This window comes from Collinsella sp. AF23-2 (assembly GCF_003459245.1).
Taxonomy (GTDB): Bacteria; Actinomycetota; Coriobacteriia; order Coriobacteriales; family Coriobacteriaceae; genus Collinsella.
The window spans coordinates 68977-86024 of the sequence record NZ_QRVG01000004.1; the positions used below are offsets into that span (position 1 = coordinate 68977).

Here is a 17048-nt window from a genome sequence, read left to right on the forward strand (position 1 = left end):
ATGCGCATTAAGGAGCGTATCGCCGCCGAGAAGAAGGCGGCACAGGACATCCTCGCCAAGGGCGAGGAGAATCTCACCGATGAGGAGTTCGAGCAGCTGAAGCAGCACGTTGCCGAGTCCAAGAAGCTCGAGGAGCGTGCCGCCCTGCTCAAGGACGGAGCCGAGATCCTCGACAACGCCGCCGAGGGCAAGAACCTCGAGCAGAAGAAGGAGGAGAACGCCGTGGCCGCCAAGAGCATCGGCGAGCATTTCGCCAACGAGCTGAAGGCCAAGGGCATCGACGTCGCTCAGGCGAAGACCATCAACTTCGAGACCTCCGAGTTCAACGTCAAAGCCTCTACCGACGTGAATGTCACCGGCGGTCCCGCCGGCTCTAACGCCCCGTACCTCACCGAGCTCGACACCCCCGTGTTCGCTCCTCGCCAGGATCTGCTCATCGTCAACCTGTTCGGCACCGGCACCATGGGCGGTCAGGTGCTGAAGTACCCGGTCTACGGCAAGCTCGAGGGCAAGCCCGGCGAGACCGCCGAGGGCGCAGCCGCCGCGCACACCCACTTCCCCGACCCCACCTGGGAGAATGATTCCCTCCACACCATCACGGACCTGTGGGAGATCACCGACGACATGATCGACGACCTGCCTTACGTGGTGTCCGAGATCAACGACCACAACGACTATGAGTTCGACTTGGTCAAGGAGGACAAGATCTGGAACGGCGACGGCACCAGCGACAACATCAAGGGCCTTGTCGCTCGAATCCCGGCTGACTCCGTGATCGACAACACCAGCACCGAGCCGCTCGAGGACCGTATCTTCACGGCAGTCACGATGATCAAGAAGAACGTCAACCGCACGGCTGACGGTCTGGTCATCAACCCCGAGGACTATAAGACCCTGCGCCTGAAGCGTGACAAGAACGGCCAGTACTACGGTGGCGGCTTCTTCCTGCCGCCCTACAACGGCACCGGCACCCTCGTCATCCAGCAGACCCCGTGGGGCCTGCCGACCGTGGTCACCCCGACCCAGGCGAAGGGCAACTGCGTGGTCGGCGCCTTCAAGACCGGCAAGGTCCTGTCCCGCGGCGCGCGCACGCTGAAGACCAGCGACTCCCACAAGGAGAACTTCGGCTCCGGCATCACCGCCTTCCGCCTGAAGGAGCGCTGCACGCTCCAGGTCAAGTACCCGTACGCCTTCGTCAAGGTGTCCACGGACGAGACCAAGGTCGTCGCGCAGTCCGACGATTCCGGCATCGAGGTCCAGTCCGACGAGCCCGTGGCCGATGCCGAGACCGCCGAGGCCACCAAGACCGCCAAGACCGCCAAGGCTGCGAAATAGCCTCGGCTGACTGATTGGAAGGGGGCATCATGACCGAATCTTTCCTCGGCGACCATACCGACTACAGCGGGCTCGATGCCCCCATGTTCAACGCCGCCGCCGTGAGCGCCATCCGCGGCTACTGCGGGTGGCATATCGCGCCGTCCATGGAGTTGTCCGGCAGGGTCGGTTCCGCTGGCGGCAAGATCATCCGCATCCCCGCGCTCAACGTGACCGAGGTCACGAAGCTCGCGCTGACCGACGGCACTGACCTTCTGGACGGTGCCCAGTGGAACACGGCAGGCCTTGTCGAGCTTGCCGCGCCCGTCGAGCCGTGCCTGAGCGCCATCGAGTACACCGTCACCGCCGGATTCAACACGGATGACGTGCCAGATCTCATCGCGGTCGCGCTTCAGGTCTCCCGACGAGCCGCCAGCGCCCCCGCGGGCACCGTGCGCTCCCAGAGCGTCAACGGCGCTTCGGTGAGCTATGCATTCAGCGGGTCCGGCGCGACTTCCATCCAGCTCATGCAGGACGAGCGCGAGATTCTCGACAGGTACAGGATTGCGAGGCTCCCGTGAGTGGCTCGGATTTCGGCAACTTCGGTCGACCGCTCAAGCGCCTCCGCGCACCCCTTGTGGAAGACCCGTACAATCCCGCACGCACTGTGTCTGACTGGGACGGTGAGGTCGATGAGCTCGCGTTCAACGGCTTCATCGCCACGGCATCCTCAGTCATGACGCCAGATGGCGCACGCGAGCAGGCGGCAACAGCCGTCACGCTCACGGTGGCTGATCCGAATGTCGACATCAAGCGCGGCGACCGAATCAAGGACGGTGCACACGTCTACACGGTTGATGTCGTGCCGTCGGTCGATGCTAACCCGTTCACGGGCTGGCAGCCTACCCTCGAGGTAGGTCTTCAGGAGGTGGAGGGCTGATGCCTGCAGCAGGACAGACGAAGGTCAAGTTCAACGACAAGTTCTTCGATGACATCCTCCACAGCGCAGGCGTCGAGAACATGTGCCTGTCCAAGGCGCAGCAGGCGCTTGCGAACATCCGCGCGACCGCGCCCGTCGACACCGGCGCGTACCGCGATGGGTTCCGCATCGAGGTCCACAAATCGGCGCACCGAAACAGCTACCGCGTGGTAGGTCACGACTGGAAGACGATTCTCCTTGAGTACGAGGGCGGCTATCTCGCCCGAGCCCTGAAAGCGGTGAAGTAGATGCAGATGGTTGTCCCTCCCGATCTGGAGATGTTCCTCTGTGGGTATCTCCGCGCCGTCCTCGGCACGAATATCGAGGTCGACAATCGCGAGCCGTCAGACTTCGACGGCGGCACACCCTATTGCGTGGTGCGCGACGATGGGGGCCAGAAGACCGGTCTCACCACCTTCGACCGCTCGGTCGGCATCTCCATCTATGCGGGGAACCGGCAGAGCACACTCAAGGCCGGAGAGCTTGCCAGACGCGCCTTCGCCGCGCTCACATCGCCGACCATCGCCCACGAGAAGGGGTCTCCCATCGCGGCGGTCATCGATGACGGCTGCAACGGGCCGTACCGCGTGACGGACCAGCACGATTCGAGCAAGTGCTACATGACGGTCGAGTACTCGGTCGTCGGTGCAATAGAGGATTAAGGTTAGGGCTTTGCCCTGGAAAGGAGCTTGCAATGGCTAAAGACAAGCAGGGTAACGACCTCGCAAACGTAGGTGTGCCCGTAACCGGTGCGATCTGCATCGTCCCGTACGCCGAGGGCAACGTCATCACCCGCACCATGATCAGCAAGAAGAACGCCACGCCGAAGCTGCCCGAGGTGTACGCCCGCGGTACCTCCTGCCTCGGTCTCATCGCCGGCGACGGTGCACCGCAGGATTCCACCGAGAAGGGCGACCCCATCGAGTTTTGGCAGGGGGGCTACACCCTCAACGGCGAGACTGCCATCTACACAGCCTTCACCATCGCCGAGGACACCGACCTCTCTCGAGAGCTCTGTTTCGGCGAGAAGCCCGATGCCGACGGCGTTATCGCGGTCGACACCTACACGCCCGACACCAAGTGGATGGCGTACGAGGAGATCACCTACAAGAACGGCAACGTCGACCGCCGCGCCGGCGTCATCAAGGTGACCGCCAACGAGCCGGGTCAGGCCGAGCGCGGCTCCGTCCTCGGTCGCGCCGTCACCGTCGAGTGGGTGCGCGATGACCTCTACGAGGGCAAGGCTTACATCGAGGCTCACTGCACGCCCGCCGATGTCACGGTAGCCGCCTCTTCTGCCGCCGCTGGCAAGAATTCCTAAGCGAAACACAGCTTTCCCTTCTCTCGTTGGGCATCGCGCTTCGGCGCGGTGCCCTTTTTTTATCGGGGGACCCCAGCCGAACAATGTCCATGTCGTAAGAGGCCATTCGAGAGAAGGGAAAGTCGAGATGGCTGAAGAGAAAGAGTTCGAGCCGACCATCGAGGACTTCGAGAACTGGACCGAGGAGAAGGAGCAGGCCGAGTTCGAGCGCATCGCCGATGCGAACAAGGTCATGTATGTGATCGGCGACAACACGCTGTTCGTCCGCACGTCCGCCGGCAACGTCTACCGCCTGCCGATGTGCCCGAGCTATGCAGAGGTGTCCGCAATCCAGAGCGGCACCGATAACGATGCCTTCGAGCACCTTTGCACGCTTATCGAGGGCGGCAAGGGCGGCACCGATGCCGTCGAGCGCTTCAAGGCCGAGCCGCTCCAGACGATGGTCAAGATCCTCGAGGTATTCGGCGAGAAGTTGGCTAAGACCCAGGGAGCGACCCTGGGGGAATAGCCCGCTTCATCGCCGAGCTGAAGGAGCACGAGGACGCCGCGAGGGCAGATTTCGCGGCAAGGGGATGGAGCCTGCAGGCCGACCTCGGAAGCAGGCTCCGCTATGCGGACGCGATCGCGCTGTTCAGGGCGCTCTCAGGAGACCCGGCGACCTCAACGGGTGCGCACGTGGCAGGCCTCAAGTATCCGACCAGCTTCGCTGACATGTTCGTCGTGGCGGCGCTGACGCAGAACAAGTTCCCATCTCCCATCCCGACCGAAGAGGAGCAGTTCCGAGCTGCCTCCTTCAAGGCCTCTGGCGATGAAGCGCAGAAGGCGGCAGAGAACATGGCGCCGCTGTTCGCTTCGCTTTACGAGTAACGAGATCGGGGGAGATCGCGCATGTCATCTGAGGTCGGTTCCGCACATATATCGATTTTTCCCGTAATGACGGGCTTCCGCTCAAAGGTCAACAAAGAGGTAAAGTCGACCGGCGACGAAGCCAGCAATTCATTTAAAAGCGCATTCAGGAACGCAGGCGGCATCAGCGGTCGGCAGCTTGGAAAGCAGCTGAAGGAATCCTTCGCCGCATCCTCCAAGGGCTTAGCCGACGATGCCCTCAAGGTCTTCACCGATGACGTGAAGGCCGCGACCAACGAGCTGAGCAAGGCTCGCATGAAGCAGGCAGACGATGCCGGCAGGGTCCGTGTGGCCGAGATGAAGCTGCAGGATGCCGTCGCCAAGTACGGCGAGGGCTCCACGCAGGCAGTCGCCGCCGAGGAGCGCCTGGCATCCGCACGCCGTAAATCCGAGCAGAGCGCCGCCGCCGTAAAGGACGCGACCGAGAAGCTGAACGTCGCCAACGAGTTCGCCGCCAAGGCGCAGCAGGATTTGGCGCAATATACGAACCAATCGTCCAACGCCTTCGCCCGCGCCGCCAAGAATTTCCTTGCCGGTGCTAAGTCGCTGGATGCGGGCAAGAGCTCCGCTACCGGCATGGCAGGCGCTTTGGGTTCCATCGTCCGCGCCGCATCCGGTATCGACATGTGGGGGCCGATCGCGGCGAAGGCGACAGCCGGTCTCGCCAGGGTGAAGGCATCGATCGCCGACTTCGCCAGCAGCGCCAAGAACAGGATGCAGATTGCCGCAGCCGAGATCGGAAACGCCATCTCGGACGGCCTGTCCCGTGCTGGCAGCAAGGTGCAGGCTGTTGTTGGCAACATCGCATCGAAGCTGCCGCAACCGATTAAAAGCGTCTGCTCGACCGCGCATACGTGGTTCGCCAATGTCGAGACCGCGGCTAAATCCGTCTTCGACAAGCTGCCCGATTCCGCGAAATCGGGCATCGAGGGCGCGAAGAGCGCAATCTCCTCCGGCTTGTCCGCACTCGGCAGCATCGGCTCCGCCGCCGCCAACGCCTTCAAGGACGTGTCCACGGCTATCGTGGGCGTGGGTGCGGGTGTCACCGTGGCGCTCGGCAAGATGGCGCTCACGGGTGGCTTCAACCGCGCCCTCAGCATCGAGGACGCGCGAGCGAAGCTGAAGGGTCTCGGCCACGATGCCGGCAGCATCGACGAGATCATGAACAACGCCCTGGCTTCGGTCAAGGGCACCGCCTACGGTCTGGGAGACGCGGCGACAACGGCGTCACAGCTCGTGGCGTCCGGCGTCAAGCAGGGCGACCAGCTCACGAGCGTCCTCAAGACGGTCGGCGATTCCGCGCAAATCTCAGGCCGAGACTTCACGGAGATGGGCTCGATCTTCTCCAAGGTAGCCGCATCCAATAAGCTCCAGGGCGAGCAGGTCAACCAGATTCTCGACTCCGGCATCCCCATCCTGCAATTCCTTGCCAAGCACTACGGCATCACCGCCGAGGAGGCCCAGAAGATGGTGTCCTCCGGCAAGGTCGACTTCGAGAACTTCGCAGCCGCCATGCAGGAGAACCTCGGCGGTGCGGCGCAGTCCGCGGGAACCACGTTCAAGGGCGCGATGGCTAACGTCAAGGCAGCTTTCAGCCGTCTCGGCGAGAAGGCCATGACCCCCGTCCTGAACGGCCTGCGCGACATCTTCAACGCCGCAATCCCGCTGGTCGATGCCGTCACGACCAAGCTGACTCCCGTATTCGAGCAATGGGGTGACCTGGTCTCCAACACCATCGCGCCGAAGATTGTCGATGCATTCGAGAAGATCACATCCGTGCTCAGCGGCGACAGCTTCTCGGGTTTTTCCAGCGGGATCATGGCGGCAATCCCATTGGTCGGCTCCCTGGTCGCCGCCATGGGAGGCACGGGGCTTCTCGGCACCATCGGCGAGCTTCTCGTCAACGTGCCCATGGTCGGCCCGGCCCTGAAAGGTCTCGTAGGGGAGTCCGCGCTTCTCGGCAACGCGCTCAAGCTGCTCGGCGGTCCTGTCGGTGTCGTGCTGTCGCTTCTCGCCGGTCTCGTGATGATCAGCCCGACATTGCAGCAAACCCTGAGTCAGGTCGCCGGCACCATCGGCTCATCGCTGATGGATGCCTTCAGCACGCTCGCCCCCATCGCGCAGGACATTCTCGGCAAGCTGTCTCAGGCGGCATCCGAGATCTTCCCCGTCCTCGAGGATTGTCTCGGTCAGCTCTTCTCGGCAATCGGCAATGTGGTGGCTCAGCTGGCTCCGGTCGCCGCCGAAATCCTGCAACCGCTGCTCGACTGCATATCCCAGCTCATCGAGCCGCTGACCAACATCCTGACGGTCATCATGCCACCACTCACGAGCATCCTCGACGGCGTGATAGTCCTAATCGGCAGCGTCCTGTCGTTTGTCGGCCAGCTGGTCGCGGGAATCGAGTCGCTGCTGCTGCCCATCATCACGGCGGTCATTCAGGGCATCTCCGACCTGCTGACCAAGTGCAGCCCTTGGCTCGACCAGCTCGGTTCCACCTTTGAGACCGTCATGGACCTCATCGGCGATGCGCTTGAGGTGGTCGGCAGCGCACTCAACCAATTCATGTCTGTCGCGGGCTACGTAATCGAGCAGGTCGTTCAGTTTTTGGTGAGCACCCTTGAGCCCGCCTTTGCGGCGATGGCCCCGTTTATCTCGGGAATCGTCGCATCCGTAAACCAGGTGATTAGCTCGATTGCCCAGATCGTTCAGGGCGTCGTCAATTTGGTTGCCGGGCTGATTTCGGGGAATTGGTCCCAGGTCTGGCAGAGCTGCCAGCAAATCGCCAGCGGCGCCGTCGGTGCGCTCGGCGGCATCCTGAGCGGAATCTACAACGCCGCGATGGCTGCGGTCTCTGGCGCGGGGACTTGGCTCTGGAATGCAGGCAGCCAGATCATCGCCGGTCTCTGGAACGGCATCTCGGGTGCCATCGGCGGCCTGTACAACAACATCAGGAATGCGCTTTCTGGCTTGGTCGACGAGGCGATGAGCGCACTCGGCATCCATTCGCCTTCGCGCGTCTTCCGCGACAAGGTCGGCAAGTTCATCCCGTCCGGTATCGGCGTCGGCATCAAGCGGAACACCCCGGCGCTGCTCTCAGATGCCGACAAGATGATCGATGCCCTCGTCGACCGCGTGAGCGGCGCGTCCGCGGCTGTTGACGTGGCTGCTGGTATGTCGCTCGCATCTGGCGCAAACGGCGCTCAGGGGGCATCTGGCGGCGCTGGCGGTCTATCCGTGGATGACATCGTGCTCGCAATCGTCACGGCACTCAGCAAGATCGGTGCGCTCAAGCTCGATGTCGACCTCAAGACGCTCGCCATGCTGCTCGCGCCTTGTATCGACTCTGAGCTCGGCAAGCGCGACGCAATGGAGGTCTAAATGGCTGATTCTAGGTTAGGTATCTACTTGCGCAACAAGATGTTCGTCGATGACGGCACGGTCACCGTGAACGGCGTCAGGCTCGGCGATATGGGCTGGTATCTGACCTCCGCGCCGGAGGTCGATGCCATCTCGTTCGACACGTCCTACACGACCGTCACCGGAGCCCACGGCTCCCGTGATCTTTCGCTGACAGACGGCAGCGGTCTCGCCTATGCCGGCAGGCGCACGGTGACGCTCCACCTGCGTACGGTCGGCACGTGGCAGGAGGCGGTCAAGTCCAAGATTGCGCTCGGCTCCATCGTCGGTCGCGATGCTCGCGTCACATGGCGTGCGCTCCCCGGCGATTTCGTCGGCAGGCTCGAATCGTCAAGCCCCAGCGAGGTCTGGCAGCGCGGTGTGTTCGCCTACTACGAAATCGACCTGACGATGAGCGCTATGCCAATGCTGTACGGCAGGAAAACGGCGGTGAGCGGTACGAAATTGACCGTGAGCGGCAACTGCCGGGTGTTCCCGACATTCACCGCCACGCTCAAGGCCGAGAAGAAGCTGAAGATTTCCCGCGCGGACGGCGTGTTCATCGAGGTCGATGCCGAGAGGATCTTTGCCGCCGGCGCCGTCGCCGTCATCGAGACCTCGCCGGCCAAATCGCGCGGCGTGTACATCAATGACGTCTTGACCTGCCCGACACTCACATCGGATTTCTTCGACCTGCCAGTTGGGGACTCGACCATCACAGTGGTCGGTGCAAGCAGCATCACGACATCATATGAGCCGCTCTGGCTCATCCCCTAGGAGACGGTCAGATGTCCAAGAGATTCATCCATTTCAGCCGTTTCGGCGCATACCTCGGCGAGCTCACGCCGATGCAGGCCACGCGCACGCGCAATGTCGACCAGTGCGGCGTTGACAAGGTGGAGCTCGTCCTGATGGACAACGGTGTCAACAAGTACGACCGCATCGTGTTCTGTGATTCCATGGGGCGCACGTGCGAATGGATCGTCATGTCCTCGCGCGAGTCGAGGGCGAAGAGCATACCTATCTGCACCGTCAACTGCTACGGCTCCATGCAGGAGCTATCGCGACATTTCATGCCGACGCTACGCCGCGGCTCCAAAGACACGCCCGAGCAGGCTCTTGCAAAGGCACTCGATGGCACCAGATGGTCGGTAGGCCAGTGCGACGAGGGCAGCGGCGAATACAGCGTCTACCACAAGTCCTCGCTGGCTTCCGTCAAAGATATAGCCGAAGCCTACAAAATGGAGGTCGAGCCGGTAATCGAGTTGTCTGCAGACGGCAACTCCATCGCCAAGCGCTCGGTCTGCCTGGTCAAGCGCCTCGGTCGTGCCAATACTGCGCTGCGTCTCGACTACGGTAGCGGTCTGTCCGGCATTGACCGAGTTCTGTCCGCAGATGACGTGGTTACGCGCTTATATTGCTACGGCAAGGGCGTACAGACAACGGATGACGATGGAAATGCGACTGGCGGATATTCGCGTAAGATCACATTTGCCGACATCAACGGCGGCAAAGAGTACATCCAGGATGATTCACTGCTCGAGGTCTGGGGCGTGCCAGGTCCCGATGGGTCGCTCATGCACACCGAGGGCATCTTTGAGGACGGAGACTGCGAGGACAAGGCAACGCTTCTCGCCGAGGGCAGGGCTGCGCTCGCCGAGCGCTCGAAGCCCATCGTGAGCTACGAGGGTACGGTCGAAGCCCTCGGTCGCGCGGGATTCGATGCCAGCGCCTGCGACCTCGGCGATAACCTCCAGATGGTCGACACCACGTTCCCAAAGCCGCTGCGACTGAGCGGTCGCGTGCTTGAGATCGTGGAAGACCTGCTCAGTGACGGCTCGCCGTCCACCGTGAAGGTCGGCAACGTCATCGAGGGCATCGTCAAGCGCTCCGATCGCGTGCAGCAGACAATCGACCGCCTGACGAGCAGCGCCGGCAGTTGGGACAGCGCCGCCACGCTCGGCAGCGCCTACCTCAATGGGCTTATCGACGGCCTGAACAAGGTGATGAACGAGACCGGCGGCTACACCTACATCAAGCCCGGCAAGGGCCTGTTCGTCTACGACAAACCGGAGGATGCCAACCCGACCATGTGCATCCAGATCGGCGGCGGCTACTTCCGCATCGCCGACGGCAAGAATTCGGACGGCACGTGGAACTTCCGCACGCTCGGCAACGGGCATGGTTTGGTGGCCGATGCGATCGTCTCCGGCACCATCAGCGCCAACCTGATCAAGGCCGGCATCATCAAAGACAAAAGCGGCAAGAACTACTGGAATCTCGATGCCAGCGAGGTCCGTCTAGGCCCCGGCGCCAAGCTTGACGGCAAGGACATCGCAACAACGAACACTGTGGTCAAGTCCACGGTGAAGCTCTACGCGAAGAATCAGTCCGACACAGTGCCGCCTCTGAACATGCAGAATCCCGAGTTGGGATGGTCTGAGGACATACCGCAATGGTCGAACGGCTATTTCATCTGGGAGATGGACCGCATCACCTACGGCGACGGCTCGGTCAACCATTCAACGCCCGTCCTCGTGGCTGCGCTGAATAAGGCGAACCAGAGTGCCTACGACCTCAACCAATCTCTCAACGACCTCGATACCACGGTCAACGACCTCGCCACAGACGGCGTCGTGACCGAGGCTGAGAAGGCTGCGGTCAAGAAGATTCAGCAGACCATCGACAAGGAGAAGGACGAGCTGACAACGCAGTTCAACGGTCTGAAGTCCAACAAGTCGTTGAATCAATATTTCATCGGCAATGTCCTAGGCCCAACGTACAATTCTGCTTTCGGTACAGGCGGCTCATACGGCTCGCTCAACACCGCCATCTCGGACGTGCTCAAATGCACCACGAAGGAAGCGCTGGACAGCGCCATGGCTACCTATAAGTCCTGCTACAACACGCACTCAGGTAATGTCAACACATATACCGCCGCGGCACGTCAGGCGCAGCATGCCATCGAGCAACAGGATGCCAAGTCTATGGCGCAGGGTCTGCTCGACAACTACGACGATGATTTGAACCAGCTCAAGATTTTCAACCGTCTGACAAACAACGGTACCGAGCAGGGCATCTACATGCAGGACAACAAGCTGTACATGAACGCCAGCTACCTTGCCGCAGGCATCATCGCAGACGTGACCAACACGAACAGCTGGAATCTCAAGACCGGTTATCTCAAGACGACGCGCGGCACCATCGGCGGATTCACCATCGACAAATATAACATCTCCAACAACAGGCTGTCGCTTCAGGACGACGGTCCTCATTTCATCTATGACGGCAAAGACATCGGCTTCATCGGTAGCAACCATCTCGTCGAGCACCCAAGCGTATACGGACTTAACTTCAATCTGAAAGAGTCCGGCGGCTATATGTCTTGGGCTGCGATGAAGAACGCAGACGATCCGTATTACGCAATGAAGCTGACGTATGCGAACAAGCCAAACATCGGTTTCACGGCCTATGCGCTCAACGCCGGATGCGATCTGGACATGCACAACTGGTCGATTAAAAACATCGGCAACGGATGTACCAATACGCTTCGATTTACCGTTGTCACCAACGCCAACAAAGACGGAAGCTTTACGTTCTCAAACGGATGCAGCATGAAGTTCGAGGGCGGTTTGCTTACACACTTTGCATGGCCTGTGAATAACTATTCGTAGAGAAGAGAAAGGATCGCAATGGAGGATATGAAGTACGTAATGGAAGCAGGTGTTCCGACGGCAGGGGCTGGTGAGCCAGTTGAAGTCCAGGGGACCAGCACGACTTTGGCACGTGATGTCAAGCGCATCGATTCCAAGGTGAATCTGCTTTTGAAAGCCTTGGGAGTAAGCACAGCAAGCCTGGAGGACGATACCGTTGAAGCTAACTAACGAGAAGATCGCTGCAATGTGCCGAGACCTCGACAACGGCGTGCTGGATAACGTCGGCATCGTGGGCTACACGGCGGCGCGAAACTACCGCGCCTTGCACGACGTGGCTGAACCATTCCTCACCCAGCGCAACAAGTTGATCGTGGAGTACGGCGAAGCGCAGTACGACGATGACGGCAACATCAACGATTATGTGGTCGACCCCAAATCGGAGAAGTTCGCCGAGTTCGCCGCTAAGTACCAGGAGCTTGCCGATATTGAGTGTGAGGTCGAGATTCTGACTCTGCCAGAGGAGAAAGCAATTGACGCCATCAGTGGCGCTCAGCTGCTCCAACTCGATTGGATGTTCGAGCGCGACCGAGACTGATCCGGCGGGGGACAGCTGTCCGATTATTGACCGCAGCAAGCAACTAAGGGGGTCAGAATGGCTCTAGACAACTTCCGTCGCATCACCATCAATGTGGACACGGCAAATGATTACATCCCGCCAGTGACGCTCTCCGGCGGCGATTCAAACGGTCGCACGCTTTTGGTCAAGCTTACGGACAACGGTAAGGCGATCACGTCCGCCGCCGGCATCACGGCGAAGCTGGCGTACGCCGATGGGTGCGGCAACAGCGGCTACAAGACGATGACCCCGGTCAGCGGTTATGAGACCGCCGCCTGGGAGTGCGCGGCACCCGGCAGCGTGCTCAAGACCGATTCAGCGCATCTGTGCGTACAGTTCTGGCAGGGCTCCGATGTGGTCTGCACACGTGTCTTCCATGCTTCGGTCGACCGAAATCTCGTATCGCTCGAATCCGGCACGACCAGCGGCGATGCGGTCAAGGAGCTTTACGACACGATCGCGAACCTCAATCAGGTCATTAATCGCGCCAACGCATCAGCGAACAAGGCTGATTCGTCCGCCGCTTCGGCAGATGCGAACGCCGACGCCGCGAACAGGGCGGCAAGCGCAGCCACCGCCGCAGCAAAGCAGGCCAACGCCGCGGCATCCGCGACCAAGCCATACTACATGCAGGCCGCGGAGCCCGCCCGCGACAAACGCGTGGACGGCATGCTCTGGATGCAGACCAACGAGAGCACCAAGAAGATCGCGGCATTCAACCGCTGGGATGCAGGGCTTCCCGGCACGGCGCTGTGGCCCGGCGCCACGACATTCCCCTCCGACAGCACATTCCCCGATGAAAAGGGCGCTTGGACCGCCTTCGGTATCTAACGAAAGGACACCATAATGGCATTCGAGAAAATCGTATTCGCAATGAAGACTTGGAAGGACAAGGTCTCCGGTAACACTCCCGTCACCGCCGCGGAGCTGAACCGAATCGAGAAGGGAATCAGCGACTGCGCGAAGCAGACCAATGCTCTCGGGGATTCCGTATCCCAGAAACTCGGGAAGATACAGGAGGCAAGTTATGCAGGCATGGCTTGGCTCACCATCGGGAAAAGCGAAGATGACCCGGATAGACGAGGGCTAGCCTGGTCGGACAACGAGCTCGTTGTTATTCGCGGCGGAAAGCATGTTGCGAAAGTTAAGCTGACGCCGATAAACGTATCGTCCGACCAGACGGACGCAGAGCTTAGCTAGGCTACTTCGACAGCGCGACCTTGGTTGATTCACCCGTCGCGCTGTTCATGTAGCTGAACTTGTCGGCAGAAAAACCGAGCGTCACGACCGAATCGTCGGACATCGTAACCTCGACGATCACATCGGTCGTGTTGTTGTTCGACTGCCTGAATCGCACGTTTTTGACCGTTGCCGTAACGTACTTCTCGCAGCGGGATACGGAAAACTATTTGTCCTTGTTAAATAGAGCGATTCTTTTACTCTCGGTCTCGTTAAAGACGAGAATACTGTCACTTAAGAAGTTCACCGTAATCCTGGTTGCTCCGAGTTGAAAACCGAAGGTTGGCAAATTTTGGTTATTAAGTTCCACTTTCGCCGTAATGTCGTTGGAAGTCCGGAATACGGAATGCTACTGAACACTCTGCGAAAAATTGGAGTTTTTGAAGTAGATGCTTACGGTTTTCCCGTCGTTTCTTTTGATGTCGATTGATGCGCCGCCATCATTCCACACCGAGAAGTACACAGCGACAGCCTGTTGCTTTAGGCCAAATCGGGATACGGAATGCTCTAGCTCAGCGTCACGTACTTCCAGTCAGTCCAATTTGAGCCGTTGCGTTTGTTTCTGATCGCTATCTTGTCGGAGCCGAATCCAAACGCGAGCTGCGCCGAGTAGGTTTTATCACCGAAATTTTGCTGGATGACAATGCAACTATTTCCTCCAAGTTTAGACGGGAACCCTTTCGGGTCGGGTGACGTATTAAGAATGAGCGCCGTGGGTGGGTTGTCCAAATCGTTAACTTCCATCGCGTAAACGCGGGATACGGAATCACATCTCCATCGCCGCTGTGTACGAATCGCTCGCCCTAGCCACGACCGTGCGGAAACTCTGCAAATAGTGGCTCATGGCCGTATTCACCGTTGAATGCCCCAGCGCCACGACGATGTCCTCGATGGCTGCACCGTGCTCAAGCGATATGGTCGCCCACGAGTGGCGCAGACAAGTCATGGGCACATGCGGCAGGCTGAATCGCTTACAGAATGCGCGGAACTTGCGGGCGACGGCGTTGGGGTCGAGCAGGCACAGGCGCCCAGACCTACGCGCCCCACGTATCGCACGAAGGCGCTCCAATGCAAAGCGCGGCAGTTTTAGCTTGCGGTCAGACAGCTTGGTCTTGCATCCCGTCTCGATGACCTCGCCGCCCACGACGTGCAGGCCACGCTGTACGTGAACCCATCCCGAGCGCCAGTCCACATCCTCGATTCTCACGGCGCACGCCTCACATCGGCGAAGCCCGAGAGCGGCACCCAAGAGCACGGCGGCCTCAAATGGCTGTCCCACGATTGCTTTCAGCGTAGTGCGCTCCTGCTCAGCGGTCAGTGTCGGTCGGCGCACGGTTGGCTTTTGCGGCAGCTCCACGCCCTGCGTAACGTCCCAGATGCGCAGTTGGTGGCGGCGCAAGACCCAGCGGTATATCTGGCGGAATGTCTTGTAGGCCTTCTCGGCGGCACCGGGCAGGTCGAACGAATCCACCCAATCCTGTACCTCTCCAAAGCTGATCGTCTCTATCTCGCGCCCGCCCCACATCGGCATCAGGTGGCAGCGGATGGCGCTTCGGTAGCCCTCCAGCGTGGTGGCGCGCAGGCGCTTACATTTGTCGGCCATGTACTCAGTGACGGCGGTGGAAAACAGCATTTTTGATCAATCCAATCTCTTAGAAATCCCAGACGTTTCGCATGGTAGACCTCCGCGTTTCGTCTGGGATTTTTGGCTTTAAAGCGCGGGGGACATGGCTTGGATACTCGCAATAAATACCAAGCGTAGGAGGGGAGGTGAGTGGATGGAAGTGCTAAAGCTCTTTGCGCCTTATGGCCCTGGCTGGCTCGGCGGCGCGGCACTGGCGCTCATCGCCTTTTATTTCGGAAAGCAATTTCTCGAAGAGTACAAGCGTCAGAACGAGCGCAAGGCCGGCATCGACCTCAAACGCGAGGAGCGGAAGCAGGCCGAGGTCGACGAGCGCGCGCAGCGGGACCGCGAGCGCTCGCAGATGGAAGGCCGCATCGCCGCGCAGATGGAGCGAAGCAACAGCCTCATGGAGGCCATGAAGACCCTCATGGAGTCGGTCGTGGCGTCCAACGAGGTCCTGCACAACGACCTTGCGCACAGCCAGGCGAGAAGCCAAGGCATGGCGCAGAAGGTCGACCACATCTGCGACCGGGTTGACCTGCTCTACGACAAAGAAACATGCAGATAGGAGGAAAAATGACTACCGATGACATTATCCACAAGCTGACGAGCCGCAAGTTCTGGCTGTGCACGGCTGCCTTTTTGGGCTCCGTCGCGACCAGCGTGGCCGGCATCGCCACGGACAACCAGACCGTCGCCGCCATCGGCACGGTGTGCGGGGTCGCGAGTGCGGCCATCTACGCCGCGGCCGAGCAGGCCGTGGACGCCGCGCGACTCAAGTCGGGAGGCGAGCATGACGGAGACTAACGCCGAGCCTAAGCGCAAGCTGCCGTTGCGTAGCGCCTTTGCCGTTGTCCTCGCCCTTGTGGCAGCGCTCGCCGCCCCGCTCAGCGCCGAAGCCTACCAGAGCCAAGATGCCTACGTGAGCAATGGACACGGCTACCTCAACGCCCAGTACTTGGTTATCCATGAGACGGCGAACCCCGGCGCATCCGCGTGGAACCACGTGCTGTACTGGCGCGGCAATGATACCTACGCGGTACATCACGTCATGGAGCTGGACGGCTCCACGGTCTACAACACGGTCGAGGAGAATCGATTGTGCTGGCATGTCGGAAACGGCAACGGCTACACGATCGGCATCGAGTTGGCGCATGCCACCAATGCCTCTGACTTCTCCAAGCAGTGGAATGAAGCAGTCAAGTGGGCGGGCGATGAGCTCCGCGCCCACGGTTGGGACACGTCTCGACTCTTGAGCCACTACGAGGCAGCTCAACGCTGGGGCGGCAGCGACCATACCGACCCGAACGGATATTTCCGTCAGTACGGCAAGACGTGGTACGAATTCAAGCAGGCTGTCGCGGCTTATCTCGGCAGCGGCTATGTCGCACCCATCGCTCCCACCAACGGTAATGGGGGAACGTACCAGCCATCCACTTCTGCCACGCGCACGAGTTTCCCGAAGTCCACGGGCAAGAGCGTCAACATCCACTACGCTTTGCACAATCGCGGCGGCGGCTGGAACGAAGTCGTGACCAATTTCGACGACAGCACCAGCGAGGGCTTTGCCGGCGTACCCTATGGATCGCACGACATGCTCATTGCCTGGGTTGATTCTGGCACCCTCATGTATCGAGTCCACACCAAGGAAAGCGGCTGGCTCGACTACGTCCAGACCGCCAACTACGGTGACTCCGTCAACGGCATGGCGGGCATCTGGGGCCAGACCATCGACGGCGTGATGATGTACTACATCACCCCGTCTGGCGAATGGAAACAGGTCTACTACCGTGCTCAGGACGTTGCACACGCAAACTGGCACGATGAGGTCTGCGATGACGGCTCCACCTACGGCGGCGATGACTACGCTGGCATCTATGGCTATGCGCTTGATCGTCTCCAGTGCTACGTGTCTGACGGTACCCGCCGATGATGGGCATCGTCGTAGCCTTTATCCTCGGCTCCACCTTCGGCAGCCTGATTTTCTTCATGGC

Annotated in this window: 20 protein-coding genes; 18 read left to right on the forward strand and 2 right to left on the reverse strand. The window is 60.3% G+C overall.

Translation table 11 applies throughout. The features are described from left to right. The 15 genes from DWY03_RS03230 (at nt 1) to DWY03_RS03300 (ending at nt 13391) form a co-directional block, all read left to right on the forward strand. Nucleotides 1-1335: a phage major capsid protein gene (locus tag DWY03_RS03230; RefSeq protein WP_117839883.1), complete on the forward strand. Its 1335-nt coding sequence runs from the start codon at nt 1-3 to the stop codon at nt 1333-1335. A 29-nt stretch (nt 1336-1364) separates the two neighbouring features. Then, a complete protein-coding gene (locus DWY03_RS03235) occupies nt 1365-1895 on the forward strand; it encodes a hypothetical protein (protein WP_117839884.1) in 531 nt (176 codons plus the stop codon). Then, a complete protein-coding gene (locus DWY03_RS03240; protein WP_117839885.1) occupies nt 1892-2254 on the forward strand; it encodes a hypothetical protein in 363 nt (120 codons plus the stop codon). Before DWY03_RS03235 ends, DWY03_RS03240 begins: the two co-directional genes overlap by 4 nt. Next, a complete protein-coding gene (locus DWY03_RS03245) occupies nt 2254-2541 on the forward strand; it encodes an HK97 gp10 family phage protein (protein WP_117839886.1) in 288 nt (95 codons plus the stop codon). The genes DWY03_RS03240 and DWY03_RS03245 overlap by 1 nt, the downstream gene beginning before the upstream one ends. Nucleotides 2542-2547: 6 nt before the next feature. Then, nucleotides 2548-2955 carry a hypothetical protein gene (locus tag DWY03_RS03250; protein ID WP_147335436.1) on the forward strand — a complete coding sequence of 136 codons (408 nt, stop codon included), beginning with the start codon at nt 2548-2550 and terminating at the stop codon, nt 2953-2955. A gap of 32 nt (nt 2956-2987) precedes the next feature. Then, entirely contained in the window at nt 2988-3614 is a 627-nt protein-coding gene (locus DWY03_RS03255) for a hypothetical protein (RefSeq protein ID WP_197032768.1), read from the forward strand. A 127-nt stretch (nt 3615-3741) separates the two neighbouring features. Further along, nucleotides 3742-4122, forward strand: a complete 381-nt coding sequence (locus DWY03_RS03260; protein ID WP_117839888.1) for a hypothetical protein — start codon at nt 3742-3744, stop codon at nt 4120-4122. A 167-nt stretch (nt 4123-4289) separates the two neighbouring features. Further along, nucleotides 4290-4481, forward strand: coding sequence for a hypothetical protein (locus DWY03_RS03265; RefSeq protein ID WP_117839889.1), 192 nt, complete (start codon nt 4290-4292; stop codon nt 4479-4481). Between the two features lie 21 nt (nt 4482-4502). After that, a complete protein-coding gene (locus tag DWY03_RS03270; protein WP_117839890.1) occupies nt 4503-7901 on the forward strand; it encodes a tape measure protein in 3399 nt (1132 codons plus the stop codon). Beyond that, a complete protein-coding gene (locus DWY03_RS03275) occupies nt 7902-8696 on the forward strand; it encodes a hypothetical protein (RefSeq protein ID WP_117839891.1) in 795 nt (264 codons plus the stop codon). A gap of 11 nt (nt 8697-8707) precedes the next feature. Further along, nucleotides 8708-11593, forward strand: a complete 2886-nt coding sequence (locus tag DWY03_RS03280) for a phage tail spike protein (RefSeq protein ID WP_117839892.1) — start codon at nt 8708-8710, stop codon at nt 11591-11593. An 18-nt stretch (nt 11594-11611) separates the two neighbouring features. Further along, nucleotides 11612-11803, forward strand: coding sequence for a hypothetical protein (locus DWY03_RS03285; protein WP_117839893.1), 192 nt, complete (start codon nt 11612-11614; stop codon nt 11801-11803). After that, entirely contained in the window at nt 11790-12170 is a 381-nt protein-coding gene (locus tag DWY03_RS03290; protein WP_147334494.1) for a hypothetical protein, read from the forward strand. Before DWY03_RS03285 ends, DWY03_RS03290 begins: the two co-directional genes overlap by 14 nt. 57 nt (nt 12171-12227) lie before the next feature. After that, on the forward strand, nt 12228-13022 hold the full coding sequence (locus DWY03_RS03295) for a hypothetical protein (protein ID WP_117839895.1): 795 nt from the start codon (nt 12228-12230) through the stop codon (nt 13020-13022). Between the two features lie 15 nt (nt 13023-13037). Continuing rightward, nucleotides 13038-13391: a hypothetical protein gene (locus tag DWY03_RS03300; protein ID WP_117839896.1), complete on the forward strand. Its 354-nt coding sequence runs from the start codon at nt 13038-13040 to the stop codon at nt 13389-13391. A gap of 1 nt (nt 13392) precedes the next feature. Here DWY03_RS03300 and DWY03_RS10055 read toward each other — a convergent pair whose 3' ends face one another. Together DWY03_RS10055 and DWY03_RS03310 are read right to left on the reverse strand one after the other, a co-directional pair. Further along, on the reverse strand, nt 13393-13548 hold the full coding sequence (locus tag DWY03_RS10055) for a hypothetical protein (protein ID WP_156058420.1): 156 nt from the start codon (nt 13546-13548) through the stop codon (nt 13393-13395). Between the two features lie 648 nt (nt 13549-14196). Then, nucleotides 14197-15063: a site-specific integrase gene (locus tag DWY03_RS03310; RefSeq protein ID WP_117839898.1), complete on the reverse strand. Its 867-nt coding sequence runs from the start codon at nt 15061-15063 to the stop codon at nt 14197-14199. 145 nt (nt 15064-15208) lie between these two features. On the opposite strand from DWY03_RS03310, the gene DWY03_RS03315 reads away from it, so the two are divergent. Genes DWY03_RS03315 through DWY03_RS03325 form a run of 3 tightly spaced genes read left to right on the forward strand, consistent with a single transcriptional unit; the run spans nt 15209 to nt 16987 of the window. Continuing rightward, nucleotides 15209-15622, forward strand: coding sequence for a hypothetical protein (locus tag DWY03_RS03315; RefSeq protein ID WP_117839899.1), 414 nt, complete (start codon nt 15209-15211; stop codon nt 15620-15622). 8 nt (nt 15623-15630) lie between these two features. Further along, entirely contained in the window at nt 15631-15861 is a 231-nt protein-coding gene (locus DWY03_RS03320; RefSeq protein WP_117839900.1) for a hypothetical protein, read from the forward strand. Further along, the gene (locus DWY03_RS03325) at nt 15848-16987 is read left to right on the forward strand and encodes an N-acetylmuramoyl-L-alanine amidase family protein (RefSeq protein ID WP_117839901.1); all 1140 of its coding nucleotides are present in this window, start codon (nt 15848-15850) and stop codon (nt 16985-16987) included. The genes DWY03_RS03320 and DWY03_RS03325 overlap by 14 nt, the downstream gene beginning before the upstream one ends. Nucleotides 16988-17048: the final 61 nt, after the last annotated feature.